The sequence below is a fragment of the Mycobacterium sp. NGS67 genome, assembly GCF_059812185.1.
This window is the reverse complement of record NZ_JCALCF010000009.1, coordinates 89388-115416: the sequence shown is the minus strand read 5'-3', so window position 1 is coordinate 115416 and position 26029 is coordinate 89388. Positions and strand designations below refer to the sequence as shown.

Annotated in this window: 27 protein-coding genes and 1 pseudogene; 17 read left to right on the top strand and 11 right to left on the bottom strand. The window is 66.0% G+C overall.

The window, feature by feature from the left end:
* Positions 1-60 precede the first annotated feature (60 nt).
* The gene (locus tag AC5Y4D_RS10945) at positions 61-615 is read left to right on the top strand and encodes an MmpS family transport accessory protein (RefSeq protein WP_500037133.1); all 555 of its coding nucleotides are present in this window, start codon (positions 61-63) and stop codon (positions 613-615) included.
* Entirely contained in the window at positions 612-3542 is a 2931-nt protein-coding gene (locus AC5Y4D_RS10940) for an MMPL/RND family transporter (RefSeq protein WP_499992399.1), read from the top strand. Before AC5Y4D_RS10945 ends, AC5Y4D_RS10940 begins: the two co-directional genes overlap by 4 nt.
* A gap of 64 nt (positions 3543-3606) precedes the next feature.
* Here the strand turns inward: AC5Y4D_RS10940 and AC5Y4D_RS10935 are convergent, their stop codons facing one another.
* The 6 genes from AC5Y4D_RS10935 to AC5Y4D_RS10910 form a co-directional block, all read right to left on the bottom strand.
* Positions 3607-3789 carry a hypothetical protein gene (locus tag AC5Y4D_RS10935; protein ID WP_499944711.1) on the bottom strand — a complete coding sequence of 61 codons (183 nt, stop codon included), beginning with the start codon at positions 3787-3789 and terminating at the stop codon, positions 3607-3609.
* Between the two features lie 14 nt (positions 3790-3803).
* Positions 3804-4127, bottom strand: a complete 324-nt coding sequence (locus AC5Y4D_RS10930; RefSeq protein ID WP_499944712.1) for a hypothetical protein — start codon at positions 4125-4127, stop codon at positions 3804-3806.
* Positions 4128-4357: 230 nt separating this feature from the next.
* On the bottom strand, positions 4358-4594 hold the full coding sequence (locus AC5Y4D_RS10925; RefSeq protein ID WP_499944713.1) for a hypothetical protein: 237 nt from the start codon (positions 4592-4594) through the stop codon (positions 4358-4360).
* 2 nt (positions 4595-4596) lie between these two features.
* Entirely contained in the window at positions 4597-5046 is a 450-nt protein-coding gene (locus AC5Y4D_RS10920; RefSeq protein WP_499944714.1) for a DUF5078 domain-containing protein, read from the bottom strand.
* Between the two features lie 65 nt (positions 5047-5111).
* On the bottom strand, positions 5112-6020 hold the full coding sequence (locus AC5Y4D_RS10915; RefSeq protein ID WP_499944715.1) for a crotonase/enoyl-CoA hydratase family protein: 909 nt from the start codon (positions 6018-6020) through the stop codon (positions 5112-5114).
* Between the two features lie 47 nt (positions 6021-6067).
* Positions 6068-6700 carry a DedA family protein gene (locus AC5Y4D_RS10910; RefSeq protein WP_499944716.1) on the bottom strand — a complete coding sequence of 211 codons (633 nt, stop codon included), beginning with the start codon at positions 6698-6700 and terminating at the stop codon, positions 6068-6070.
* 125 nt (positions 6701-6825) lie between these two features.
* Between AC5Y4D_RS10910 and AC5Y4D_RS10905 the strand changes: the two genes are divergently transcribed.
* On the top strand, positions 6826-8181 hold the full coding sequence (locus AC5Y4D_RS10905) for a DUF2254 family protein (protein ID WP_499944717.1): 1356 nt from the start codon (positions 6826-6828) through the stop codon (positions 8179-8181).
* Positions 8182-8183: 2 nt separating this feature from the next.
* Here AC5Y4D_RS10905 and AC5Y4D_RS10900 read toward each other — a convergent pair.
* Positions 8184-10205: pseudogene (locus AC5Y4D_RS10900) on the bottom strand (prolyl oligopeptidase family serine peptidase); the annotation flags it as partial.
* A gap of 57 nt (positions 10206-10262) precedes the next feature.
* Here AC5Y4D_RS10900 and exaC point away from each other — a divergent pair.
* The 5 genes from exaC to AC5Y4D_RS10875 all read left to right on the top strand — a co-directional run bounded on the left by exaC (position 10263) and on the right by AC5Y4D_RS10875 (position 14434).
* Positions 10263-11786: an acetaldehyde dehydrogenase ExaC gene (gene exaC, locus AC5Y4D_RS10895; RefSeq protein ID WP_499944719.1), complete on the top strand. Its 1524-nt coding sequence runs from the start codon at positions 10263-10265 to the stop codon at positions 11784-11786.
* An 85-nt stretch (positions 11787-11871) separates the two neighbouring features.
* Positions 11872-12150 (top strand): putative holin, encoded by a 279-nt coding sequence (locus AC5Y4D_RS10890; RefSeq protein ID WP_499944720.1) that lies wholly within the window; start codon positions 11872-11874, stop codon positions 12148-12150.
* Complete coding sequence (locus AC5Y4D_RS10885) at positions 12143-12715, top strand: hypothetical protein (RefSeq protein ID WP_499944721.1); 573 nt, start codon at positions 12143-12145, stop codon at positions 12713-12715. The genes AC5Y4D_RS10890 and AC5Y4D_RS10885 overlap by 8 nt, the downstream gene beginning before the upstream one ends.
* A gap of 23 nt (positions 12716-12738) precedes the next feature.
* Entirely contained in the window at positions 12739-14148 is a 1410-nt protein-coding gene (gene lpdA / locus AC5Y4D_RS10880; RefSeq protein ID WP_499944722.1) for a dihydrolipoyl dehydrogenase, read from the top strand.
* Positions 14149-14152: 4 nt separating this feature from the next.
* Entirely contained in the window at positions 14153-14434 is a 282-nt protein-coding gene (locus tag AC5Y4D_RS10875; protein ID WP_499944723.1) for a hypothetical protein, read from the top strand.
* Here the strand turns inward: AC5Y4D_RS10875 and AC5Y4D_RS10870 are convergent.
* Entirely contained in the window at positions 14425-15012 is a 588-nt protein-coding gene (locus AC5Y4D_RS10870; RefSeq protein ID WP_499944724.1) for a carboxymuconolactone decarboxylase family protein, read from the bottom strand. The two genes, AC5Y4D_RS10875 and AC5Y4D_RS10870, sit on opposite strands and share 10 nt — an antisense overlap.
* Positions 15009-16436 (bottom strand): acetate metabolism transcriptional regulator RamB, encoded by a 1428-nt coding sequence (ramB, locus tag AC5Y4D_RS10865; protein WP_499944725.1) that lies wholly within the window; start codon positions 16434-16436, stop codon positions 15009-15011. The genes AC5Y4D_RS10870 and ramB overlap by 4 nt, the downstream gene beginning before the upstream one ends.
* Positions 16437-16576: 140 nt before the next feature.
* On the opposite strand from ramB, the gene AC5Y4D_RS10860 reads away from it, so the two are divergent.
* The 3 genes from AC5Y4D_RS10860 to AC5Y4D_RS10850 all read left to right on the top strand — a co-directional run bounded on the left by AC5Y4D_RS10860 (position 16577) and on the right by AC5Y4D_RS10850 (position 19877).
* On the top strand, positions 16577-17371 hold the full coding sequence (locus AC5Y4D_RS10860; protein ID WP_499944726.1) for an acyl-ACP thioesterase domain-containing protein: 795 nt from the start codon (positions 16577-16579) through the stop codon (positions 17369-17371).
* 271 nt (positions 17372-17642) lie between these two features.
* Positions 17643-18929 carry an isocitrate lyase gene (gene aceA / locus AC5Y4D_RS10855; protein WP_499944727.1) on the top strand — a complete coding sequence of 429 codons (1287 nt, stop codon included), beginning with the start codon at positions 17643-17645 and terminating at the stop codon, positions 18927-18929.
* Between the two features lie 96 nt (positions 18930-19025).
* Positions 19026-19877 (top strand): 3-hydroxybutyryl-CoA dehydrogenase, encoded by an 852-nt coding sequence (locus AC5Y4D_RS10850; RefSeq protein WP_499944728.1) that lies wholly within the window; start codon positions 19026-19028, stop codon positions 19875-19877.
* Positions 19878-19890: 13 nt separating this feature from the next.
* Here the strand turns inward: AC5Y4D_RS10850 and pcaA are convergent, their stop codons facing one another.
* Both pcaA and AC5Y4D_RS10840 read right to left on the bottom strand, forming a co-directional pair.
* A complete protein-coding gene (gene pcaA, locus AC5Y4D_RS10845) occupies positions 19891-20754 on the bottom strand; it encodes a cyclopropane mycolic acid synthase PcaA (protein WP_499944729.1) in 864 nt (287 codons plus the stop codon).
* A gap of 150 nt (positions 20755-20904) precedes the next feature.
* Positions 20905-21630 (bottom strand): TetR/AcrR family transcriptional regulator, encoded by a 726-nt coding sequence (locus tag AC5Y4D_RS10840; RefSeq protein WP_499944730.1) that lies wholly within the window; start codon positions 21628-21630, stop codon positions 20905-20907.
* 137 nt (positions 21631-21767) lie between these two features.
* Here AC5Y4D_RS10840 and AC5Y4D_RS10835 point away from each other — a divergent pair, with 137 nt between their 5' ends.
* From AC5Y4D_RS10835 to deoC, 6 genes are all read left to right on the top strand, one after another.
* Positions 21768-23123 (top strand): DUF445 domain-containing protein, encoded by a 1356-nt coding sequence (locus AC5Y4D_RS10835; protein ID WP_499944782.1) that lies wholly within the window; start codon positions 21768-21770, stop codon positions 23121-23123.
* Between the two features lie 87 nt (positions 23124-23210).
* Complete coding sequence (locus AC5Y4D_RS10830) at positions 23211-23630, top strand: helix-turn-helix domain-containing protein (protein ID WP_499944783.1); 420 nt, start codon at positions 23211-23213, stop codon at positions 23628-23630.
* 302 nt (positions 23631-23932) lie between these two features.
* Positions 23933-24589, top strand: coding sequence for a heparin-binding hemagglutinin (locus AC5Y4D_RS10825; RefSeq protein ID WP_499944731.1), 657 nt, complete (start codon positions 23933-23935; stop codon positions 24587-24589).
* Positions 24590-24671: 82 nt separating this feature from the next.
* Entirely contained in the window at positions 24672-24956 is a 285-nt protein-coding gene (locus AC5Y4D_RS10820) for a DUF2516 family protein (RefSeq protein WP_499944732.1), read from the top strand.
* A 3-nt stretch (positions 24957-24959) separates the two neighbouring features.
* Entirely contained in the window at positions 24960-25355 is a 396-nt protein-coding gene (locus AC5Y4D_RS10815; protein WP_499944733.1) for a DUF2599 domain-containing protein, read from the top strand.
* Positions 25355-26029, top strand: a complete 675-nt coding sequence (deoC, locus tag AC5Y4D_RS10810) for a deoxyribose-phosphate aldolase (RefSeq protein ID WP_499944734.1) — start codon at positions 25355-25357, stop codon at positions 26027-26029. Before AC5Y4D_RS10815 ends, deoC begins: the two co-directional genes overlap by 1 nt.

Below are 26029 nucleotides of genomic sequence, written 5' to 3'. Positions count from 1 at the left end.
ATCTGAGTTGAAATACAGGCTGATTTCTCCGCGGCTCTCACTGATCAGGAAAGCGCGCCCATGACGATGACTGAGCCAAGGACCGACCCGTTGACGACCCCGGACTCTGCCGGCCGCGAGGGTGATCGAGCGACTGACCAGACCAAGCGCAAGGGTCTGTGGAGCCTCGTCACCCGGTTCTGGCTCGTCGTCACCGTGGTGGCCGTCGTCGCGGTATCGGCGTTTGTGGTCCACCGACTGCACGGGGTGTTCGGCGTGCACAGCGGTTCGTTCGGTGGCGGCTCGTCCGGTGACGTCATCGACCAGTTCAACCCCAAGACGATCACCCTCGAGGTCTGGGGTGCACCGGGTAGCACGGCGACTATCAGTTATCTCGACGAAAACTCTCATCCTCAGCAGGCTCTCAATGTGCCCCTACCGTGGAAGACGGAATTGAAGTCAACGAAGCCCGGGATCCCGGCCAACCTGATGGCGCAAGGAAACGGCAGCTGGATCGCTTGCCGGTTCCTGGTCAACAACAACGACGGACGCGGTGACGTCATCAAGGCGCCGAATCGGTCGCGCCCCGAGCAGACGGTGAACGCCTTCGTCTATTGCCTGGACAAGTCCGCGTGAGCGAGACCGCCGAGGCGCCGCCGCGCGTCGACCAGCCGCTCATCCCGCCGTTCCTGCCGCGGATGATCCATCGGCTGGCGCTGCCCATCGTGCTGGTGTGGTTGGGCATCGTCTTTGTCACCAACACCATTGCGCCGCAGTTGGAGGTCGTCTCCAAGAAGCAGTCGGTGTCGCAGAGCCCCCGCGACGCAGAGTCGTTCCAGTCGATGATGCGGGTCGGATCGACGTTCAAAGAGTTCGATTCCGACACCTCGGCGATGATTGTGCTGGAAGGCGACAAGCCGCTGGGGCCGGAGGCGCACCGCTACTACGACGAGATCGTCAGGCGAATCCAGGCCGACAAGAAACACGTCCAGCACGTGCAGGACTTCTGGAGTGATCCGCTGACCGCCGCCGGCTCCCAGAGCCACGACCAGAAGGCGGCGTACGTCCAGGTCTACCTCGCCGGCAACATGGGCGGCGGCCTGTCCGCCGAGTCCTCCGACGCCGTTCGCAAGATCGTGGAGTCGGTGCACGCGCCACCGGGCATCAAGGCCTACGTCACCGGCGCGGGTCCGCTGATCGCCGACCAGTCCCATGCGGGTGAGAAAGGCGTCGCGGTCGTCACCCTGATCACGATTCTGGTCATCATGGTGATGCTGCTGTTCGTCTATCGCTCGGTCGTCACCGTCCTGGCCGTGCTGTTCATGGTCTTCGTCGAATTGTTGGCAGCTCGAGGCGTGGTCGCGGTGCTGGGCAACTACGGGATCATCGGGCTGTCCACGTTCGCCAACAACCTGTTGGTGTTGCTGGCAATCGCGGCCGGGACCGACTACGCGATCTTCGTGGTGGGCCGCTACCACGAGGCCCGCGGCTTGGGTGAGACGCGCGAAGAAGCGTTCTACACCATGTTTCACAGCACCGCCCACGTTGTGCTCGGGTCGGGGCTGACCATCGCCGGCGCGATGTACTGCCTGAGCTTCTGTCGGTTGCCGTACTTCGAGTCACTCGGGGTGCCGTGTGCCGTCGGCATGCTCGTCGCGGTCATCGCGGCGCTGACGCTGGGCCCGGCGGTGCTGACCGTTGCGTCGTTTTTCAAGCTCCTGGACCCGAAGCGAAAGCTGCAGACTCGCCGCTGGCGCCGGATCGGCACCGCGATCGTCCGCTGGCCCGCACCGGTTTTCGCAGTCACGATCGCGGTCGCCCTGATCGGCCTGCTCGCGCTGCCCGGCTACAAAACGGACTACGACACCCGTCACTACCTACCGTCGGACACCCCGGCCAACATCGGTTACGCCGCCGCCGACCGGCACTTCAACCAGGCTCGGCTCAATCCCGAGCTGCTGATGATCGAAACCGATCACGACCTGCGCAACTCGGCCGACTTCCTCGTCCTGGACAAGGTCGCCAAGGCGGTCTTCCACATCCCCGGTATCGGCCGGGTGCAGACCATCACCCGACCGTTGGGCACGCCGCTGGACCACAGCACCCTCGGTTTTCAGATGGGTGCCCAGGCCGCCGGACGGATTCAGACCCAGCACTTCCAAGACGAGCAGGCGCAAAACCTGCTGAACCAGGCGGACGAGCTGCGCAAGACGATGGCCACGCTGCATGAGCAGATGCAGGTCACTCAGGACCTCAGCAACACGACGCACGAAACCACCAAGCTCACCAAGGAAACGGTCAAGATCACCGAGGCGCTGCGCGACGACATCGCCACGTTCGACGACTTCTTCCGGCCGATTCGCAGCTACTTCTACTGGGAGAAGCACTGCTACGACATCCCGATCTGCTGGGCGCTGCGGTCCATCTTCAATGCGCTGGACGGAATCGACCAGGTGGCGCAGAACATCCTGGCCCTGAGCGCGAATCTGGACAAGCTGGATGCGATTCAGCCCAAGTTGGTGGAGTTGATACCCCCGCAGATCGAGAGCCAGCAGCGCAATCTCGAAACCATCATGTCCAACTATGCGACCACCACGGGCCTCAACGACCAGGCCAGAGCGCAGGCCGACAACGCCACCGCGCAGGGGGATGCATTCGATCAAGCCAAGAACGACGACACGTTCTACCTTCCGCCCGAAGCGTTCCAGAGTCCGGACTTCGAACGGGGTCTCAAACAGTTCATCTCGCCCGACGGGCACGCTGTCCGGTTGATCATCTCGCATGAAGGCGACCCGGCCAGTCCGGAAGGCATCAACCTGATCGAACCGATCAAGCGGGCCGTGCACGAGGCGATCAAGGGCACGCCCTGGGAGGGCGCCAAGGTCTACCTCGGCGGTACCGCCGCGACGTACAAGGACATGCACGACGGGTCCAACATCGATCTGCTGATCGCCGGAATCTCCGCGGCCACCCTGATTTTCGTCATCATGCTGGTGATCACCCGAAGCGTCGTGGCGGCCTTCGTGATCGTCGGCACGGTGTTGCTGTCGCTGGGCGCCTCGTTCGGACTCTCCGTGCTGCTCTGGCAGTACATCCTCGGCATCAAGTTGCACTGGATGGTGCTGGCGATGGCCATCATCCTGCTGCTGGCGGTCGGCTCGGACTACAACCTATTGCTGATATCGCGGTTCAAGGAGGAAATCCACGCCGGACTCAAGACGGGGACGATCCGCGCGATGGCCGGTTCGGGCTCGGTGGTGACCGCCGCGGGGCTGGTGTTCGCCGCCACCATGGCCACGTTCATGTTCAGTCCACTGCGGGTGATGGCTCAGGTGGGTACGACGATCGCGCTGGGTCTGTTGTTCGACACCTTGATCGTGCGGTCGTTCATGACACCGTCGCTGGCCACCTTGCTCGGGCGCTGGTTCTGGTGGCCGCAGCACGTGCGTCCACGCCCGGCCAGCACCATGCTGCGACCGTACGGACCGCGTCGGGCCGTGCGGGAACTGCTCCTCGAGGACGTTGACGAACATCCACCGGGGGGGCTGGTGGAACGGCGCTGATCGCCGTGCTCGGCAATCAGGCCCGGCGCGGTCAAGTGGGATCTGAGGACGTCACCGACGCCGGCTAACCGCCGCCGCCGCCGCAGCCGTACCACCCGTGCTTCCAGGGTTCCGACCGTCCCGACGCCTCCCAGTCGTCGCGCAGGCGCTGAACCTTTCGCTGGTAGCGCCGGTCCAGGTGCAGCATCAGCCAGACGATACCGATGAACATCGCTGCACCCAGAACGGCGAGCGCGATGAGTGCCATCGGTGGACGGTGGGCTACAAGGCGGCGACGTCGCGCATGATGTCGCGCAGTTCGGACACCGGCGCTCCGCAGGTCAGGCAGTAGGTGTCTGCCTGGCGCGCAAGTTGGCCAACCTGGACCAGGACTTCGGCCTCGGCACGCCAAAGGCAAGCGATGCAAAGAATTTCGACGATATTGCCAAACGGATCGACCTGCGGGTGGTTACATTGGTCTACCGCGTGGCGGTGAACGATGTAGGCGGCTCGGTTGGTGCATCCGGACTCCGCCTGGCAGGTGATGGTCTGCCAGTCGAGGGACGCAAGCGTGCCAGGGATCTCGTTGCCAGTAGTTTGGCTCATGCGATGACCTCCAGCTTCCGGACCGCAGTCACATCCGTCACTCGCACGTCGGCGGATTTTGGCTGGGCCGGAGTGTCCATTATGGGTACCTTTGGCCCGTCGCGGCAAGGGTAGGCCGACGGTATTTCTCCGCGTTCCCTTAGTTTTCCACCTCAAGGAAACCGTACTTTTATGACGATTTCAAGGGTTCCCGTGGGGAAGAGGTTTCAAACTTGCCGAGTTTGGAATTCTCAGGGCTGATTCACGCAGAACGCCACGCACATCGCCGAGACGGGGATGGACACCCACTGCAGTTGCCCGTCCGGCTGTCGCTCGCAGTAGATCGGGCCCGGTTTACCCCAGACCTTCGCGCCTTCCGGCGAGCAGGTTTTTCCCAGGTCGCTGTCGGCGTGCGCCGCCCCACTACCGAAGAAGAGGATCATCGGGGCTATCGCCGCCGCCATGGCCAATCCGACGTAACGGCGCACGACTATCCCGCCCAGTTCCAGACCGACATGTCACCGCGCGGGTATTGGTCGCACACCTCGGTGCCCTTGGCGACCACACCCTTGTTGTTGAAGAAGATCTTCATGTGGTTGACCCAGGCGAAGGTCAACGGGTCGCCGTTGTAGAAGTTCTCCGAGTAGTCCCTGCGCTCTGCCGGCGACAGCGAGTAGAACCAGTGCGCCTTGTTGATGGTCGCTTCCTGAAGGTTCGCGTGATTGTTGAAGTCGATCATGTACCGCTGGTAGTACACCGGGCTGGTGTCGCGGACGGCCGCGAGGTACTGCTCGGCGTCGCAGGTGGTCGCGATCTGTCTGCGCGGGATCGGGAAGTCTTCGGTGGAGTCGGCGGCGGCGGTCGCGGGGAACATCGCGCCGGCCAGGCCGAGAAGCAGAGCGAGAGCGCCTGTGCGCAGGCTGTTATGGAGCCGAGACATATTGATAACCGTAGCACTTTCCGGGCTTCCGAGAACGATCGGCCGAAAATCTGTAGCCCATCTCACTACCCGTTGCGATCAGGAATTATCACGTGCAACGGATCCGGCCGCAGCTCCGGCGGAGCCTGGCTGTAGTCGCCGAACGGACCGTCCCGGCGCTCCACCGCGGCCCGTGGCCCCTCGGTTTGGGCGATGCGGATGAACTCCAGCGCGTCCGGGGTGTTGCGCATCAGCCCGTCGAGTATCCCGCCGAGCAGTTGGGTGGACGCCAGGCCCATGTTCTCGTAGGCCTGGTTGACCATCAGCTTCTGCGCCCGCAGCTGCGACAACGGGATCCGGGCCAGTTCGGCGGCGATCTCGGCGACCCGGGCTTCGAGTCGCTCGAACGGCACCGCCTCGTTGATCAACTCGACCTCGGCGGCCTGCACGCCGGTCAGCGGCCGGCCGGTCAACGCGTGCCATTTCGCCCTGGCCAAGCCCAGCCGGTACATCCACATGCCGGTCAGATAGGCCCCCCAGATCCGGCTGTAGGGGGTGCCGATCACGGCGTCCTCACTGGCGATCACGATGTCGGCGCACAACGCGTAGTCACTGCCCCCGCCCACGCACCAGCCGTGGACCTGCGCGATCACCGGTTTGGTGGCCCGCCAGATCGACATGAACTTCTGGTGCGGGCCCGTCGCCGCGGTCACCATCGCGAAATCCTTGCCCGGATCCCACCGGCCGTCGCTGTCCATGTGGTCCGCCCAGTGCCGGAAACCGCCGCCGAAGTCGTACCCGGCACAGAACGCCCGGCCGGCGCCGCGCAACACGACGACCTTGACGTCGTGGTCGTGTTCGGCCCGCCGGATTGCCGCCTCGATCTCGTCGGGCATGGGCGGGACGATGGTGTTGAGTTGCTCGGGGCGATTCAGCGTGATCGTGGCCACCGGCCCGGCCGTGTCGTACAAGAGCGTTTCGAACTCGGGAGTCATAGCGCGAAGCGAAGCCGGTGCCCGACTCGGGTGTCAAGCGCCGCCGGTCAGCACTCGGCGGCCGCCCGGGACCGGCGCCGGACCAACCACCCGACCAGCACCGCGACACCGACCAGGGCACCGGCTGCCAGCAGGTATTTCTCGTAACGCTGGAATCCCGCGTACAGCGCGCCGATGTGGTTGCCGGCCAGGTATCCGGCCAGCACCCAGACCACGACCCACACCGCGGACCCCAGGGCGTTGTAGGCCAGATAGCGCTGCCACCGCATCCGCGCGAGGCCGGCGGCGATCCCACTGGCCTGGCGCAGGCCGTCGACGAATCGGCCGAGCGGCACCACGATCTGGCCCCGCCGCTCGAAGAAGCGTTCGGTCTTGGCCAGCCGATCCTTGGTGAGGAACACATAGCGACCGAAGCGCAGCACCAGTTCGCGACCCCCGTAGCGGCCGATCGCGTAGCCGGCGTTGTCGCCGACGACGGCGGCCAGGAATCCCGCGAGCAGTACCAGAGCCAGGTTCAAATGACCGACACCGGCGTACATACCCGCCACCACCAGGATGATCTGTCCCGGCAGCGGAATGCCGACGCCTTCCAACCCGACCAGGACGATCACGGCGGCGTACCCGAACTTGTCCAGCGTTGGGGCAAGCGACTGGAGGGCTCCCGGGAGCTGCGCGGACATGAGTCCCAGGGTGCCCAAACTGACCCGGCGCTAGACGTCGTGCAGATCACGCCGCACGGTTCGGGGCACTCGCAACCGGGTATCTGCCAGATCAGCGTGTCCTGCGCGGACAGGGGTGATGAGCGTTGATACGCCGAAATTCTCAGACAAAGCGTCCCAGGCGCGAGAGCGGACTGCGCCGGGCACTGCACGAGTTTCTCGGCGTCCCGCTGGCCATAATCGCCGCGTTCATCGCGATCGCCATCGCCACCAGCGTGCTCGACGGCGACGACACCACCTGGTTGCAACCCGTCAAGCACCTGCTGTCGAAGCTGGCGCCGCCGCAGGAGAACCAGTCGATGCTGCGCACCGTGGCACCGGGGATGCTCACGTTGATGACCATCACGTTCGTCCTGTTGCTCACCTTGGTCCAGCGCATGTCCGACGTGTTCACCTGGGTGGTGGTCGAGCAGTTCCTGAGCCGGCGCGTCAACCAGACCTTCTTCGGCTATTTCGCCGGACTGTCGGCGTTCTACGTCGTCGTCCTGGCGCTCGTCGACCCCGATCAAGCGGTGTTCAGCACGGTGACCGCGCTGGTGCTCAGCGTGCTGGCGTTGGCCGGGCTGGTCGTGTTCGGCTACCTGGTGCTCGACCAGCTGCGTCCGCCGTCAGTGGTGGAGCGCATCGTGCAGATCACCATCGCCACCCGCGACCGCCAGCTCGAGTGGCTGCGGCGGGTACGGGACAAGCCACAGCTCGCGCATCTACCGGCTACCACCGTCCGTTCGCAGTGCACCGGGTACCTGGTGGACATCGACCTGAAACTGCTCGACCGCGCGCTGCGTGATGTCCCGGGCGAGGCGGAGATCGAACTCAACGCCAAGCTGGGCACGCACATGGTGGCCGGCACCCTGTTGGCGACGGTGCGCGGCGAAGACGCGGCCGAACGGGAACGCTTGGCACGCGCCGTGCTGGACGCGATGTGCTGTGGCCGGGAGCGGCAACTCGACCGCGAACCGTCCTACGGGGTGCACCAGCTGTCCAGCATGGGCTGGGGCGCCGCCACCCAGCGGGACTCCGAGGCGGCTTTGGTGACCGTCGACGGACTGCACGCCCTGCTGGCCCACTGGGCGCAGGAGTCCGACCCGCCGGTCGACGACCAGGTGCCGGTGGTGTACACCTACGACACGATCTGCGAGGTGCTCAAGGCGTTGTCGAGCATCGCCGTCGGCGCCATCGAGGGCGGCCAACACCAGACCTGCGCCCAGGTGCTGAACGTGTTCGCGATGGCCATCCCGACGTTGTCCGCCGATCACCAGCGCACGGCGACACGACACGTACGCAACACGTTGATGACGGCTGCCCAGCACCCGCGCACCGCCGAACTCGAACATGCGATGACCGAGCTACGACAGGCGTTGGGGGACAACGGTCATTGCGAGCTGGCCGCCGAACTCGATCGCGTCGCCGCCGAACTGGACCGCCCACTGTCGAAGCGCTGAGGCGCGCCCAGGGTTCGCCACAGGAACGAGTACGTCAGCGCCTGCTTGAAGGCGAGCTGCTCGTTGTCGGCGGCGCCGCCGTGGCCGCCCTCGATGTTCTCGTAGTACCAGACCCGGTGACCGGCGGCTTCCAGGGCGGCGGTCATCTTGCGGGCATGTCCGGGGTGGACCCGGTCATCGCGCGTCGAGGTGGTCATCAGGATCGGCGGGTACTCGCGGTCGGCCGAAATGTTCTGGTACGGCGAGTATTCGGAGATGAACGCCCAGTCGTCGGGGTTGTCCGGGTCGCCGTATTCGGCTACCCAGGAGGCGCCGGCCAGCAGCAGGTGATACCGCTTCATGTCCAGCAACGGCACGCTGCACACCAGCGCCCCGACCTTCTGCGGGTACTTGGTCAGCATGATCCCCATCAGCAGACCGCCGTTGCTGCCGCCCTGGGCGCCGAGTTGCCCGACGGTGGTGACGCCGCGTGCCACCAGATCGTCGGCGACCGCGGCGAAATCCTCGGCCACCTTGTGCCGGCCCTCGCGCATCGCCTGGGTGTGCCAGCCCGGCCCGTATTCGCCGCCGCCGCGGATGTTCGCCAGCACGTAGGTGCCGCCGCGGGCCAGCCACAGCCGGCCCAGGACGCCGCTGTAGCCCGGGGTGTTCGCGGTCTCGAAGCCTCCGTAGCCGTACAGCAGGGTGGGGCCCGGACCGTCGGCTTCGGCGGGTCGCACCAGGAAGTAGGGGATCGGCGTCCCATCCTCGGATGTCGCGAAATGCTGTGATACTGAGAGGTTTTCGGCGTCGAAGAAGGACGGCGCGGACTTGATCGGTTCGAGGCCGGCCGGGCCGGTGCCGCGAAGTAGCCGGGACGGCGTGTCGAAACCGCTGGAGTCGAGGAAGAATTCGTCGCCGGTGTCGTCGGCCGCGACGATCACGGTGTTGGTCGACGCCGGGATGCCGGCGATCGATTCGCGCTGCCAGCTAGCCGGCGTGACGATCTCGACGCGGCTGGCCACGTCGGCCAGCGAGACGATCAGCAGCCGGTCCCGCGTCCAGGCGTAGTGGTACAGGCAGGTGTGTTCGTCGGGCTCGAAAACGACAGCCAATTCCCTTGCGCCGCTTAAGAATTCGTCATAGTTGGCGGCCAGCAGCGAGCCGGCGCGATAGGTGGAGTCACCGATCGTCCAGTCGGAACGCAGCTCGATCAGCAACCACTCGCGGTGCACCGACATGCTGCTGGCGTCGCTGGGCACCTCGATCGGGATCAGCTCGGTGCCCCGCAGCTCATAACGCTGCCGATTCCAGAAGTCCAGGGAGCGGCCGACGAAGGTGCGCACGAAACCCGGGGTGCGATCGGTGGAGCCGCCGACGCTGACGTCGCTGCGGGCTCCTTCGTAGACGGTTTCGGCGTCGGTCAACGGGGTGCCACGGCGCCAGCGCTTGACGATGCGCGGATAGCCGGACTCGGTCATCGAATCGGGGCCGAAGTCGGTGCCCACCAGCACGGTGTCCGGGTCGTCCCAGTCGATCTGCGACTTCGCCTCCGGCAGTTCGAACCCGTCGGGCACGAATTCGCGGGTCAGCATGTCGAATTCCCGCACCACGACCGCGTCCGAACCTCCCGGGGAGAGGCTGACCAGGGCGCGGGTGAGCTCGGGTTCGATCACGTTGGCGCCGGCCCACACCCAGTTCCGGCCGTCGGCGCGGCCGAGGGCGTCGACGTCGATGAGCACGTCCCAGTCCGGGGAATCGCTGCGGTAACTCTCCAGCGTGGTGCGTCGCCACAAACCGCGCGGATTGGTCGCGTCGCGCCAGAAGTCGTAGAGGAACTCACCGCGGCGACGCACATACGGGATGCGGGCGTCGGTGTCGAGCACCTCCAGCGCCTCGGCGCGCATCGCCTCGAAGTCGCCGGTGCAGAACTGCGCCGTGGTGGGCTCGTTGCGCGCCCGCACCCAGTCCAGCGCCGTCTCGCCGGTGACGTCCTCCAGCCACAGGTACGGGTCCTCAGAAGCTTCAGCTGCCATGACGGCCATTGTGTCCCCAGCGGTAGTGTGAGCCGTATTACATGAACCAAAAGAGGAGCCGAACAGATGACTGTCTTCGCACGTCCGGGTGCTGCCGATGCGCTGATGTCATTCGAATCGAGGTACGGGAACTTCATCGGCGGCGAATGGGTTGCGCCGGCCGCCGGCCGGTACTTCGAGAACCCGACGCCGGTCACCGGCCAGGCGTTCTGTGAGATCCCGCGGTCCGACGAGACCGACGTCGAGAAGGCGCTGGACGCCGCGCACGCCGCGGCGCCCGCCTGGGGAAAGACTGCCCCCGCCGAGCGGGCCGCGATCCTGAACAAGATCGCCGACCGCATCGACGAGAACACCGAGGCGCTGGCGGTGGCCGAGGTGTGGGACAACGGCAAACCCATCCGCGAGACGCTGGGAGCCGACATTCCGTTGGCCGGGGACCACTTCCGGTATTTCGCCGCGGCCATCCGCGCCCAGGAGGGCGCGCTGTCCCAGATCGACGAGGACACGGTCGCCTACCACTTCCACGAACCGCTCGGCGTCGTCGGCCAGATCATCCCGTGGAACTTCCCCATCCTGATGGGCGCCTGGAAGCTGGCTCCGGCGCTGGCGGCCGGCAACGCGATCGTGCTCAAGCCCGCCGAACAGACCCCGGCCTCGATCCTGTACCTGATGTCGCTGATCGGTGACCTGTTGCCGCCCGGGGTGGTCAACATCGTCAACGGCTTCGGCACCGAGGCCGGCAAGCCGCTGGCCTCCAGCAACCGGATCGCCAAGGTCGCGTTCACCGGTGAGACCAGCACCGGGCGGCTGATCATGCAGTACGCCAGCCAGAACCTGATCCCGGTCACCCTGGAACTCGGCGGCAAGAGTCCCAACATCTTCTTCTCCGACGTGATGGCCGCCAACGACGACTTCCAGGACAAGGCGCTGGAAGGGTTCACGATGTTCGCGCTCAACCAGGGCGAGGTGTGCACCTGCCCGTCGCGCAGCCTGATCCAGTCCGACATCCACGACGAGTTCCTGGAACTCGCGGCGATCCGCACCAAGGCCGTCCGGCAGGGCGATCCGCTGGACACCGAGACCATGCTGGGTTCGCAGGCCTCCAACGATCAGCTGGAAAAGATCCTGTCCTACATCGACATCGGCAAGGACGAGGGCGCCCGCGTGGTCACCGGCGGTGAGCGCGCGGAGCTGGGCGGGGACCTGTCCGGTGGCTTCTACGTGCAGCCGACGATCTTCAGCGGCAACAACAAGATGCGGGTCTTCCAGGAGGAGATCTTCGGGCCTGTCGTCGCCGTGACGCCGTTCGACACCTACGAGGACGCGATGGGCATCGCCAACGACACGTTGTACGGGTTGGGCGCGGGAGTGTGGAGCCGCGACGGCAACACCGCCTACCGCGCCGGGCGCGAGATCAAGGCCGGCCGGGTGTGGGTCAACTGCTATCACGTGTATCCGCCGCACTCGGCGTTCGGCGGCTACAAGCAGTCCGGCTTCGGCCGCGAAGGACACAAGATGGCGCTCGAGCACTACCAGCAGACCAAGAACCTGTTGGTGTCCTACTCCGACCAGGCGATGGGCTTCTTCTGACGGACAGTTCGAGGCCATCTTGTGATCGGTGACGCGCCGGGAAGGTACCCGGTCGCGCGGCGGTGAGTCAGTAAGGTCGTACACCGTGATTCCCCTTCCGCGGGCGTGGTTGTTGGCCGGCGGCATGCTCGCCGGGATTGCGGTCGGGCAACTGCTTGCCGTGGCATCCCGCGTGCTGATCGACGTCCGGATCCGACCGGACGTCGCGATCGCGCTGGTGGTCGGGATTCCCAGCGTGATCGGGCTGTCGGTGATCCTGTTCTCCGGACGGCGCTGGGTGACCATGGCCGGGGCGGCGATCCTGGCGTTGGCGCCCGGCTGGTTCGGGATGCTCGTCGCTCTGCAGGTGGTGTCCAGTGGCTAGCTCGAAGGTCGAGCAGGAGCTCGAATCCGGCCCGGGGACCGAGGCTTTCGTGCCGGACTTCGACGACGGCGAGCCCTCGGTGCCGTTCGTGCCGGACTTCGACACCGACTCCCAGGCATTCGTGGCATTGGCGGGCCTCGACGAGGCGGAGCCGGAACCGGAGGCGGAGCCGGAGGCACCAGACGACCCCGAAGACGAGCCCGACGTCTCGCCGGGACCGGTTGCCGTCCCCGGCCGCTATGTCTACCTGAAGTGGTGGAAGCTGGTCCTGGTGCTGTCCGGAGTGTGGTCGATCGCCGCGGTGTTCGGCCTCAGCTTGTACTACTGGTGGTATCACGACCTGGACAAGACGCCGTCGATGTTCGTGGTGTTCGGTTACGTGGTGGTGTGCACGGTCGCCGGCCTGATCCTGGCGATGGTGGAGTCCAAACCGTTGATCGCCGCGCTGTCGATCGCGGTGCTGTCGGCGCCGTTCGCCTCGGTCACCGCGGTAGCCCCGCTCTACGGCTACTTCTACTGCGAGCAGGTGGCGACCCCGTGTCTGATGGGCGTGGTGCCCGAATAACCTGCCACCGTTAGGGTGAACTGGTGACTTCCCACTATGACGTCGTCGTTCTCGGAGCAGGTCCCGGCGGGTACGTAGCAGCCATCCGTGCCGCGCAGCTCGGTCTGAAAACCGCCATCGTCGAGCCGAAGTACTGGGGCGGTGTCTGCCTCAACGTCGGCTGCATCCCGTCGAAGGCGTTGCTGCGCAACGCCGAACTGGCCCACATCTTCACCAAGGAAGCCAAGGTGTTCGGCATCAGCGGTGAAGCCACCTTCGACTTCGGCGTCGCCTATGACCGCAGCCGCAAGGTCGCCGAGGGCCGGGTCGCCGGCGTGCACTACCTGATGAAGAAGAACAAGATCACCGAGATCCACGGCTACGGAAAGTTCACCGACGCCAACACGCTGCAGGTCGAACTCAACGACGACGGGGGCACCCAAGAGGTCACCTTCGACAACGCCATCATCGCCACCGGCGCCAGCACCCGACTGGTGCCCGGTACGTCGCTGTCGGAGAACGTCGTCACCTACGAGAAGCTGATCCTGACCCGCGAACTGCCGTCCTCGATCATCATCGCCGGCGCCGGTGCCATCGGCATGGAGTTCGGCTACGTGCTGAAGAACTACGGTGTGGACGTCACCATCGTGGAGTTCCTGCCGCGCGCGCTGCCCAACGAGGACGCCGACGCCTCCAAGGAGATCGAGAAGGCGTTCAAGAAACTGGGCGTCAAGATCCTCACCGGCACCAAGGTCGAATCCATAGATGACAGCGGGTCCAGCGAAGGTGGCGTCACCGTCACCGTCAGCAAGGACGGCAAGTCCGACGAACTCAAGGCCGAAAAAGTGTTGCAGGCCATCGGGTTTGCGCCCAACGTCGAAGGCTACGGCCTGGACAAGGCCGGCGTCGAACTCACCGACCGCAAAGCCATCGGCATCACCGACTACATGCAGACATCCACCCCGCACATCTACGCCATCGGCGACGTCACCGGCAAACTGCAACTGGCGCACGTCGCCGAGGCCCAGGGCGTCGTGGCAGCCGAAACTATCGGCGGCGCAGAGACTTTGGCGCTGGGCGACTACCGGATGATGCCGCGCGCCACGTTCTGCCAGCCCAACGTCGCCAGCTTCGGCCTCACCGAGGAACAGGCCCGCGACGAGGGCTACGACGTGGTGGTGGCCAAGTTCCCGTTCACCGCCAACGCCAAGGCGCACGGCGTGGGCGACCCCAGCGGGTTCGTCAAGCTGATCGCCGACGCCAGGTACGGCGAACTCATCGGCGGGCACCTGGTCGGTCACGACGTGTCCGAGTTGCTGCCCGAACTGACCCTGGCGCAGAAGTGGGACCTGACCGCCAACGAGCTGGCCCGCAACGTCCACACCCACCCGACCATGTCCGAAGCGCTGCAGGAGTGCTTCCACGGGCTGGTCGGTCACATGATCAACTTCTGACGGCATGGCGACCCGGACCTCCGAGACGATCGTCGGCGCCGTCGGTGGTGTGCTGGCGGGCTACATCCTGTGGCTGGCCGCCATCGCCGTCGGAGATGATTTCACGACGGTGAGCAGGTGGAGCGTCTTGGTGCTGCTGGGGTCCGGCGCGCTGGTGGCCGGCGGGGTGCTCGGCGGACTGGCGATGCGCTGGCGTCGCAAGCACGGTTGGGCGGCGTTCGCGTTCGGGCTGCCGATTCTCCCGCTGGTGCTGTCGCTGGCCGTGCTGGCCAACATCTATCTGTGATCGGCCGGGTTGTCCAACGGGATTCCGAGCGCGGTGATCGTCGCGGCCAGTCCGTCGTAATGCGTTGCCAGCATGCAGAATTCGATCAGCCGCGGCCGGTTCAGGTGCGCCGCGAGCTGCTGCCACGTCTCGGCGCCGATGGTCCGGTCCTTGATCAACTCGTCGGTCGCGTTCAACAGCGCCTGCTGACGCGCACTGAGCACCCTGCGCGGCCCGTCGCTGGCCGGCGGGTCCGGCCAGGCGAAGATCGCGGCCTGCGTCTGGGCGTCCAGTCCGGCCTGGCGGGCCAGTCTGCGATGGTGCTGTAGCTCGTATTCGCAGGACCGCAGATGCGCGACCCGCAGGATCACCAGTTCGGTGTCGATCGTGGGCAGCCGTCCCCGCAGGATCCGGGCGCCGTAGAGCAGCCACGTCCAGAACAGCGACTGCCGGTAGCCCAGGGTGGTGAACAGATGCATCTCCGGTGCGCGGACAGTACGCGCGCCCAGTTTGGCCAGCACCCAGTTGACCGGGCCCAGTTGCCGGAACCGGCCGGGCGGGATCCGCACGACCGCACCCCCGCTCTGGTTGCCGGTCATGCGTGCCGCACCAGGTAGGGCGACACCGTGCTGCGGTGCTCGTCGAGATCCAGCGCGCGTCCCAGGGCGGGGAACGCCCGCTGCGGGCAGTCGTCGCGTTCGCAGACTCGGCAACCCGCGCCGATCGGCGTCGCGGTGCTCTTCGGGTCCCCGGACAAATCGAGTCCTTCCGAATAGACGAGTCGGTGCGCGTGGCGAAGCTCGCAACCCAGGCCGATCGCGAAGGTTTTGCCGGGCTGACCATACCGGGCCGCGCGCCGCTCCACGGTGCGGGCCACCCAGAGATAGTTGCGGCCGTCGGGCATCTGGGCGATCTGGACCAGGATCTTGCCCGGGTTGGCGAAGGTCTCGTAGACGTTCCACAACGGGCAGGTGCCGCCGGTCGAGGAGAAGTGAAAACCCGTGGCGGACTGACGTTTTGACATGTTGCCGGCGCGATCCACCCGGACGAACGAGAGCGGCACGCCCCGCATCGAGGGCCGCTGCAGCGTGGAGAGCCGGTGCGCGATGGTCTCGTAACTCACCGAATAGAACGCTGACAACCGTTCGACGTCGTACCGGAAATTCTCGGCGACGTCGTGAAATTGGCGGTAGGGCAGCACCGTCGCCGCGGCGAAGTAGTTGGCCAGCCCGAGCCGGGCCAGGGTGCGTGACTCGTCGCTGGTGAACTTGCCCGCTTCGACCAGGCTGTCGATCAGGTCCCCGAACTCGAGGTAGGCCAACTCGGCGGCCATCTTGAACACCTGCTGGCCCGCCGCCAGATGGTTGCTGAACTCCAGCGTCTTGGTGGCGGGGTCGTAGCGGTGCAGCACGTTCTCACCCAGATCGATACGCCGGGTGATGTGCACGCCGTGCACCTCGGTGAGCCGACGGGTCAGCTCGCGGGCCAGATCGGCCTGGTGCATCCGCATCTTGGCGGTCAGGTCCTCGGCCGCGGTGTCGAGTTCGTGCAGATAGTTCTGGCGTTGGTAGAAGTAGTCGCGCACCTCTTCGTGCGGCATGGTGATGGATCCGCTGCCGCTGCTGCCGTCGAAGTAACGCTCCTCGGTGGCGGCGGCCAGTTGGGCGGTGGTGAGTCGGTAGCGCTGATGCAGGTTGACGATCGCGCGGGCCAGGCCCGGGTGCGCGTTGACCATCTCGGCGACCTCGGTGGGGTCGACGTCGATGTCCAGGTCGCGGTCCAGTGTCACCTCCCGCAGTTCGGCGACCAGGCGGGTGGCGTCCTGCGAGGCGAAGAACGTCGCGTCCACCCCGAACATCTCGGTGATCCGCAGCAGCACCGCCACCGTGAGCGGACGCACGTCGTGTTCGATCTGGTTGAGATAGCTCGGCGAGATGTCCAGCATCTGGGCCAGCGCGGCCTGGCTGAATCCACGCTCGTTGCGCAGCTGCCGGACCCGGGCGCCGACAAACGTCTTGGACACCCACGGGAGCCTACGCCTGGTTGCGAAGAGGGGCTTGGCAAAGTTTGCAGGTTGGTGTTTGCGCGAGGCCATTGGCATGATTCGCTTCGGCCTTGCCGGGTAAACCCGGAAGGCGCCGACGGATTAGGGGAGTTGCCGCCGTGAGTTTGGACAAACAGTTGATGCCGGTGCCGGACGGCCACCCCGACGTCTTCGACCGCGAATGGCCGCTGCGGGTGGGTGACATCGACCGCACCGGTCGGCTGCGGCTGGATGCCGCCTGCCGGCACATCCAGGACATCGGTCAGGACCAGCTACGGGAGATGGGCTTCGAGGAAACCCATCCGCTGTGGATCGTACGGCGCACCATGGTCGACCTGATCCGGCCCATCGAGTTCCAGGACATGCTGCGCTGCCGGCGCTGGTGCTCGGGGTCCTCCAACCGCTGGTGTGAGATGCGGGTCCGGGTCGACGGCCGCAGGGGCGGGCTGATCGAGTCCGAGGCGTTCTGGATCCACGTGAACAAGGAAACCGAGATGCCGGCCCGGATCTCCGACGACTTCCTGGCCGGTCTGCACAAGACCACGTCGGTGGACCGACTCCGCTGGAAGGGTTACCTCAAGCCGGGCAGCCGCGACGACGCCGTCGAGATCCACGAATTCCCGGTCCGGGTCACCGACATCGACCTGTTCGACCACATGAACAACTCGGTCTACTGGAGCGTGGTCGAGGACTACCTGTTCACCCACTCCGAGCTCCTGAACGGCCCGCTGCGGGTGACCATCGAACACGAGGCCCCGGTCGCGCTGGGCGACAAGCTGGAGATCATCTCGCACGTGCATCCGGCCGGATCCACCGAGAAATTCGGTCCCGGCCTGTCCGACCGCACTGTTACAACGCTCACATATGCCGTCGGTGACGAGACGAAAGCCGTCGCCGCGCTGTTCGCTCTCTAACAGTACGAGCGTTCTGTTAAATTACCGTTGACCTGCAGTTCTTGTTACTGCCCGGTAGCTTCTGAACCGGTTCAGTAGATTTGCGGCTTCGCAGACTTCACAAAATGACCGGAAGTCATAGCCGAAATTTGCAAGTGAAATGGGTGGACCTGCAGGAATTCGCTGTGTCAAGGTCGTGTTAGCACACAAGTGAAGTTGGGTCCCGGGCGTCCGGTCGGACGGAGCGGTGGGCCATCAGCAATCAGTAGTAACACCGGTAAGGAGCTGTCCAATGTCTGAAGTTGGCACCCCCAAGAGCGCTGAAGCAATCCAGCACGACTGGGACCACAACCCCCGCTGGAAGGGCGTCGAGCGCACCTACACCCCCCAGGACGTCGTCGCGCTCCAGGGCCACGTCGTCGAGGAACACACCCTGGCCCGCCGCGGCGCGGAGGTGTTGTGGGAGCAGCTGCACGAGATGGACTTCGTCAACGCGCTGGGCGCGCTGACCGGCAACATGGCCGTCCAGCAGGTCCGCGCCGGGCTGAAGGCGATCTACCTGTCCGGTTGGCAGGTCGCCGGCGACGCCAACCTGTCCGGCCACACCTACCCCGACCAGAGCCTGTACCCGGCCAACTCGGTGCCGCAGGTGGTGCGTCGCATCAACAACGCGCTGCTGCGCGCCGACGAGATCGCCAAGGTCGAGGGCGACCGCTCCGTGCAGAACTGGCTGGCGCCGATCGTCGCCGACGGTGAAGCCGGCTTCGGTGGTGCGCTCAACGTCTACGAGCTGCAGAAGGCGATGATCGCCGCCGGTGTCGCCGGTTCGCACTGGGAAGACCAGCTGGCCTCGGAGAAGAAGTGCGGCCACCTCGGCGGCAAGGTGCTCATCCCCACCCAGCAGCACATCCGCACCCTGACCTCGGCCCGGCTGGCTGCCGACGTCGCCGGTGTGCCGACCGTGGTCATCGCGCGTACCGACGCCGAGGCCGCCACGCTGATCACCTCCGACGTCGACGAGCGGGACCGTCCGTTCATCACCGGTGAGCGCACCAACGAGGGCTTTTACCGGGTCAAGAACGGCCTGGAGCCGTGCATCGCCCGCGCCAAGGCCTACGCGCCGTACTCCGACCTGATCTGGATGGAGACCGGCACGCCGGACCTCGAGCTGGCCAAGAAGTTCGCCGAGGGCGTCAAGAGCGAGTTCCCCGACCAGATGCTGGCCTACAACTGCTCGCCGTCGTTCAACTGGCGCAAGCACCTCGACGACGACACGATCGCCAAGTTCCAGAAGGAGCTCGGTGCGATGGGCTTCAAGTTCCAGTTCATCACGCTGGCCGGCTTCCACGCCTTGAACTACTCGATGTTCGATCTGGCCCACGGCTACGCCCGCAACCAGATGAGCGCCTACGTGGAGCTGCAGGAGCGTGAGTTCGCCGCCGAGAGCCGTGGCTACACCGCCACCAAGCACCAGCGCGAGGTGGGTGCGGGTTACTTCGACCGCATCGCCACCACGGTGGACCCGACCTCGTCGACCACCGCGCTCGCGGGCTCGACCGAAGAGGGTCAGTTCCACTGAGTTAGGTTGAGTTAGTCTGCCGAGCAGACGCAAAAGCACCCTTTTGCGGCGCAAAAGTGGTGCTTTTGCGTCTGTTCGCGGTTAGAAGGAGGCACTGTGATCGAGCGAGTCGGGGTTGTCGGGGCCGGCCAAATGGGTTCCGGGATTGCCGAGGTGTCGTTGCGCGCCGGTGTGGGTGTGACGGTGTTCGAGACCACCGAGGCGCTGGTCACCGCGGGCCGCAACCGCATCGTCAAGTCGCTCGAGCGCGGCGTCAGTGCGGGCAAGATCACCGAGCGCGAGCGCGACCGCGCGCTGGGTCTGTTGAGCTTCACCACCGACCTCGCCGACCTGGCCGACCGGCAGTTGGTGATCGAAGCCGTCGTCGAGGACGAGAAAGTGAAGGGCCAGATCTTCGCCGAGCTGGACCGGGTGATCACCGATCCCGACGCCGTGCTGGCCTCCAACACCTCGAGCATTCCGATCATGAAGATCGCCGCGGCCACCCAGAACCCGCAACGGGTGCTCGGGTTGCACTTCTTCAACCCGGTCCCGGTGCTGCCGCTGGTCGAGTTGGTGAGCACGCTGGTCACCGACCAGGCCGCCGCCGAGCGCGTCGAGGAGTTTGCCAGCGGCGTGCTGGGCAAGCAGGTGGTGCGCTGCTCGGACCGTTCCGGTTTCGTGGTGAACGCGCTGCTGGTGCCTTACCTGCTGTCCGCGATCCGGATGGTGGAGGCGGGATTCGCGACGGTCGAAGACGTCGACAAAGCCGTGGTGGCCGGGCTTTCGCACCCGATGGGCCCGCTGAAGCTGTCCGATCTCGTCGGCTTGGACACCCTCAAGCTGATCGCGGACAAGCTCTACGAGGAGTTCAAGGAGCCGCACTACGGGCCGCCGCCGCTGTTGCTGCGGATGGTGGAAGCGGGTTTGCTGGGTAAGAAGTCCGGGCAGGGTTTCTACAAGTACTGAGACAACCCAGGGTTTACTTCTGCAGGGTGAACTGGTCGACGTCGGTGTAGCCCTGCCGGAAGAGCTTCGCGCAACCCGTCAGGTACTTCATGTAGCGGTTGTAGACCTTCTCCGACTGGATCGCGATCGCCTTCTCCCGCTGGGCTTCCAGTGCCGTCGCCCACGTCTCCAGGGTCCGCGCGTAGTGCAGCTGCAGCGACTGGATCCGTGTCGTGGTGAACCCCGCGGCGCCGGCATGTTCCTCGACCACCGGAACCGTGGGCAGATCACCGCCGGGGAAGATCTCGGCCAGGATGAACTGGCTGAAGTGCACGATTTCGTGGGTCAACGGCAGCCCCTTGGCCCGGGCCTCGCGCATCGTCGGCCGCACGATGGTGTGCAGCAGCATGATGCCGTCGCTGGGCAGCACCTCGTTTGCCATCTTGAAGAACCGCGGGTAGCGCTGGCGCCCGAAGTGCTCGAACGCGCCGATCGAGACGATCCTGTCGACGGGCTCGTGGAACTTCTCCCACCCCTCGAGCAGCACCCGCCTGGTGCGGGGCGTGTCCAGCTCGTCGAACTTCTTCTGGACGTGGATGGCCTGGTTCTCCGACAACGTCAAGCCGACGACGTTGACGTCGTATTTCTCGATCGCCCGTCGCATGGTGGCGCCCCAGCCGCAACCGATGTCCAGCAGCGTCATACCGGGCTCGAGGTTCAGCTTGCCCAGGGCGAGGTCGATCTTGGCGTACTGAGCCTCTTCCAGCGTCATGTCGTCCCGCTCGAAATAGGCGCAGCTGTACGTCTGGGTGGGGTCCAGGAAAAGCCGGAAGAAGTCGTCGGAGAGGTCGTAGTGCGCTTGCACGTTGCCGAAATGCGGCGTGAGCTGCACGGCCATAAACGAAGTGCCTTTCTGTTATCGGGGCGGTGCCAGGCACGACTTCCCGATGTATTCCCTGCATGTTAGCCGCTGTCGACACCCCCAGTCGCCCTCATCCTTGAGCCGACGGGGCGACGCGGGGGTCGCAAAGTCCCCCCAGGCGCGTACCTAACCCGGGTTCGAGCTCTGTTTGAGCTGCTCCCAGGCGGGCACGATCGGCGACGGATGCGCCTGTTCGCGGAACTTGTCGAGCGATCCGCCCGCCTCCACGATCCCGCACAGCGCGCTCCAGCTCAACATCGTCAGGTAGTCGATCAGCTCGTCGCTGCTCATCCGCGGGTCCGACATCCAGGAGTGGGTCGCCAGTTGCACCCCTCCGACGATCAGATACGCCCACGGCTCCACCCCGCCGGTGTCCATGCCTGCCTCGCGCATGCGCCGGCGCAGCATCACCGCGATCATGCGGGCGATGATCCGCTCGGAGTCGGCGATCACCTTGCTCTTGCTGCCCGAGCTGTTGGCCATCACGAACCCGTACGGCTCGGGTTCGGCGGCCATGGTCTCGACGTACACGCGGATCACCTCGCGCGTCAGCTCATAGCCGTCCAGATTCGACGACAGCGCCGCGGCCATGTTCGGAATCAGGGTGGTCTGCGCAAAGCGCATCATCACGGCCGTCGTCAGGTCGTTCTTGTCGACGAAGTAGCGGTACAGCACCGTCTTGGAGACCCCGATTTCGGCGGCGATCTCGTCCATGCTCAGAAAGCGGCTCTGTCGGCGAATCGCCTCGATCGTCCCGTCGACGAGCTCATTGCGGCGCTCCACCTTGTGCTGGTGCCACCGCCGCTTGCGACCGTCGGTCTTTGCGGTGCGAGCCGGAATATGCTGTGCCACTGTCGCCGGATCCCATTCGTCTAGTCGCATCGATACTACGGCTTGGTGGGGTCGGTCTGGTGGACGTGCCGGAGTGCGTGAGTGCTTCCGACCAGTGTGGGTAACACTAACCGGTGGTCGCGATGACAGATGATGGTGTGGTGGCACACAGAGTTGACGGTCCGGGCGCAGGCGGGAACGCGCGGCCGACCGAGGGCCGGCCGAACCGCACGTCGTTCGCCGAGTCGTTCGCCGGGGCCGATGCGCAGGCCGACGCCGAACGACGCACCGCGCTGCGCCGGATGAAGGCCGTCGCGTTGGGCTTCCTGCTCGGCGCCACGGTGGTGTTCCTGCTCTGCCGGTGGGCCAATGCGCACGGGACCGCGCCGCAGTGGGTCGGCTACGTCGGGGCGGCAGCCGAGGCGGGCATGGTGGGCGCGCTCGCGGACTGGTTCGCGGTGACGGCCTTGTTCAAGCACCCGCTGGGCATCCCCATTCCGCACACCGCGATCATCAAGCGCAAAAAAGACCAGCTCGGGGAGGGTCTGGGGACCTTCGTGCGGGAGAACTTCCTGTCGGCGGAGGTCGTGGAGAACAAGCTGCGCGACGCGCAGGTGCCGAGCCGGCTCGGCAAATGGCTGGCCGAACCCGCGCACGCGCAGCGGGTGGCGGCCGAGACGGCGACCGTGCTGCGGGTGCTGGTGGAACTGCTGCGTGACGACGACGTGCAGCAGGTGATCGACCGGATGATCGTGCGCCGTATCGCCGAACCGCAGTGGGGTCCACCGGTGGGCCGGGTGCTGCAGACGCTGCTGGCCGAGAACCGTCAGGAAGCGCTGATCCAGTTGTTGGCCGACCGGGCGTTCCAGTGGTCGCTGAACGCCGGGGTGGTGATCCAGCGGGTGGTCGAGCGCGATTCGCCGACCTGGTCGCCGCGGTTCGTCGACCATCTGGTCGGCGACCGTATCCACCGCGAGTTGATGGACTTCACCGACAAGGTGCGCCGCAGCCCCGACCACGAGCTGCGCCGGTCGGCCACCCGCTTCCTGTTCGAGTTCGCCGACGACCTGCAGAACGATCCGGACACCATCGCGCGGGCCGACGCCGTCAAAGAGCAACTGATGGCCCGTGAAGAGGTCGCCAATGCGGCGGCATCGGCCTGGCGGACCCTCAAACGACTGGTGCTCGAGGGCGTCGACGACCCGTCCAGCGCATTGCGTGGCCGCGTCGCCGACGCGGTAATCCGCATCGGGGAGTCGCTGCGCGACGATGCGGAGCTGCGCGACAAGGTCGACAACTGGATGGTGCGTGCCGCCCAGCATCTGGTTTCTCAATATGGGGTAGAGATCACAGCGATCATTACCGAGACGATCGAGCGTTGGGACGCCGAGGAGGCGAGCCGGCGCATCGAGCTGCATGTGGGGCGTGACCTGCAGTTTATCCGGATCAACGGGACGGTGGTCGGTGCTCTGGCGGGCCTGGTGATCTACACCGCGGCGCAGTTGCTGTTCTGACCGGGTGCTAGCAAGCGCTTGCAATTGCAAGCACTTCTCCGTAGCCTGGCAGGGGTAAGCGATCAAACCGACGCAAGGAGTGAAGTGGTGCCGCCGGAGGAGAAGTTGGGCAGCAAGGTGTCCACCAAAGCCTCCGATGTGGCCTCGGATATCGGTAGCTTCATCAGGTCGCAGCGCGAGACGGCGCAGTTCTCGATGCGCCAGCTCGCCGAGCGTTCGGGTGTCAGCAACCCCTACCTGAGCCAGGTCGAACGGGGATTGCGCAAGCCGTCCGCCGACGTCCTGGCCCAGATTGCCAAGGCGCTGCGCGTTTCCGCCTGGGTGCTCTACGAACGCGCCGGCATGCTCGACGCGAGCGAGACCAGCCAGGTACGGGACACGATCATCGCCGACACGGCGATAACCGAGCGTCAGAAGCAGGTTCTGTTGGACGTCTACGCGTCCTTCCTTCAGCAGAACGAGGCTAACCGTGAGGAGTGTCCGATCGAACCCGACAGAGAAGACTGACCAGCCCGTAGGGCCGACTCCCCGGCTTGTCGCCTCGGCAGTGACGTCCGCGACAGTTGTAAATCAACGGCCGTTCGGGTAACCAAAACGAAGGGGAAACCGTCGTTTCAAGTTTGCTGGCCACGCCGGGCAACTGAACCCGGTTCCCACCGACCCGACTATCCAGGAGGTTTCCGGCAAGTCGCGTGACCGACGTCAATCCGCGGGTCTTGACAACTCCGCCCCCCAGGAGCCGCCTCTTGCGCCTACTTCCACACCGTGAGAAATAACCCCTATATCGAAATCAATGAAAGGAACAACCAATGGCTGAGAACACCAACAACATCGAAGATCTCCGGGCCCCGCTGCTTGCCGCGCTCGGTGCTGCCGACCTGGCCCTCGCCACGGTCAACGACCTGCTCGCCAACCTGCGCGACCGCGCCGAGGAGACCCGCAGCAACCTGCGTGAGCGCGCCGAGGAGACCCGCACCGACACCCGCAGCCGGGTCGAGGAGAGCCGCGCTCGCCTGACCAACCTGCGCGAGGACCTGCCCGAGCAGATCGGTGAGCTGCGCGAGCGCTTCACCACCGAGGAGCTGCGCAAGGCCGCCGAGGGCTACCTCGAGGCCGCCACCTCCCGCTACAACGAGCTGGTGGAGCGCGGCGAGTCCGCCCTGCAGCGGCTGCGCAGCCAGTCGGCGTTCGAGGACGCCTCCGCTCGCGCCGAGGGCTACGTGGACCAGGCCGTCGAGCTGACTCAGGAAGCCCTGGGCACCGTTGCCTCGCAGACCCGCGCGGTCGGCGAGCGCGCCGCCAAGCTGGTCGGCATCGAGCTGCCCAAGAAGGCCGACGCCGCTGCCGCTCCGGCCAAGAAGGCCGCGCCGGCTCCGGCTGCCAAGAAGGCTCCCGCCAAGAAGGCCGCTGCGGCCAAGAAGGCGCCCGCCAAGAAGGCTCCGGCCAAGAAGGTCACCCAGAAGTAGCCTCACCAACTCGACTCCGAGTCGCTGTCCGTCAGCGGCTCGGAGTCGACGTTTCTGCGGCGTCCCGCATAGGGTGGTGGGCGTGCAAGTTGTCGGTACGGTCATGTGGGTCTTGTGGATCGCCGTCGTCGTGACGACGGTCTACGCATTGGTCAACGCTTCGCTCCAACGGTCGGACGCGTACATGGCAGCAGACAAGCAAACCAAGCCTGTTTGGCTGGCAATCTTGGCGGGCGCGCTGGCGCTCTCGGTACTTCTGTACGGCGTGCTGGGCGTGATGGCACTTGCGATCACGGCAGTGGCAACCGGCGTGTACCTGGTCGACGTGCGGCCCAGGTTGCTTGAGGTGCAGGGCAAGTCCCGCTAGCGAATGAAGCCGCTGATCTGTGCGCTGGCGGCGGCGCTGCTGTCGCTGCTGGGGGCGGTGCCCGCGGCTGCCGACCCGGCGTACGTCGACCACACCGAATGGGTTTTCTGGGGCGCAGGGCCGAGCTTGCGGGTCTACCCGACCCCGACGGCCCGCGCCGTCGCCCGGGAACAGGGGACCGCGGCGGCGGCCGACGCGGCCTGGGCGGAGGTGCTGGCCCGGTCGCCGGAGGCTGACACCCCCGGCATGCGGGCACAATTCGTCTGCCACTGGCAATTCGCCGAACTCGCCCAACCCGGCAAGACCAGCTGGAACCTGGAACCGTGGCGGCCCGTCGTAGACGACGCCGGAATGGTCGCGTCCGCCTGCAACCCGGGCGGCCGGGAGGAGCCGTTCTAGTGCCCGACCAACTCACTCGCCGCCAGCTGGCCGCACTCGTCGACCACACGCTGCTCAAACCGGAAGCCACCCCCGCCGAGGTGACCGCGCTGGTCGCCGAGGGCGCCGAACTCGGCGTCTACGCGGTCTGCGTGTCACCGCCGATGGTGCCGACCGCCCTGGCCGCCGGCGGGGTGCGGGTCGCCGCCGTCGCCGGCTTTCCGTCGGGCAAGCATCTGCCCGAGGTCAAGGCGCAGGAAGCAGCCGCGGCCGTCGCCGCCGGCGCCACCGAGATCGACATGGTCATCGACGTCGGCGCCGCGCTGACCGGTGACTTCGACGCGGTGCGCTCGGACATCGCGACGGTGCGCGCCGCGACGGATGGTGCGGTGCTCAAGGTGATCGTGGAGTCGGCCGTGCTGCTCGACCGGGCAGGCGAGCAGACGTTGAGCGAGGTCTGCCGCGCCGCGCGCCAGGCCGGCGCCGACTTCGTCAAGACGTCCACCGGGTTTCACCCGGCGGGCGGCGCGACGGTGCGTGCGGTGGAGGTGATGGCCGCGACGGTCGGCGGCCGGCTGGGCGTCAAGGCCAGCGGCGGCATCCGCACCACCGGCGACGCGATCGCGATGCTCGACGCCGGCGCCACCCGGCTGGGGCTGTCCGGTACCCGGGCGGTGCTGGACGGTCTGCGCTAA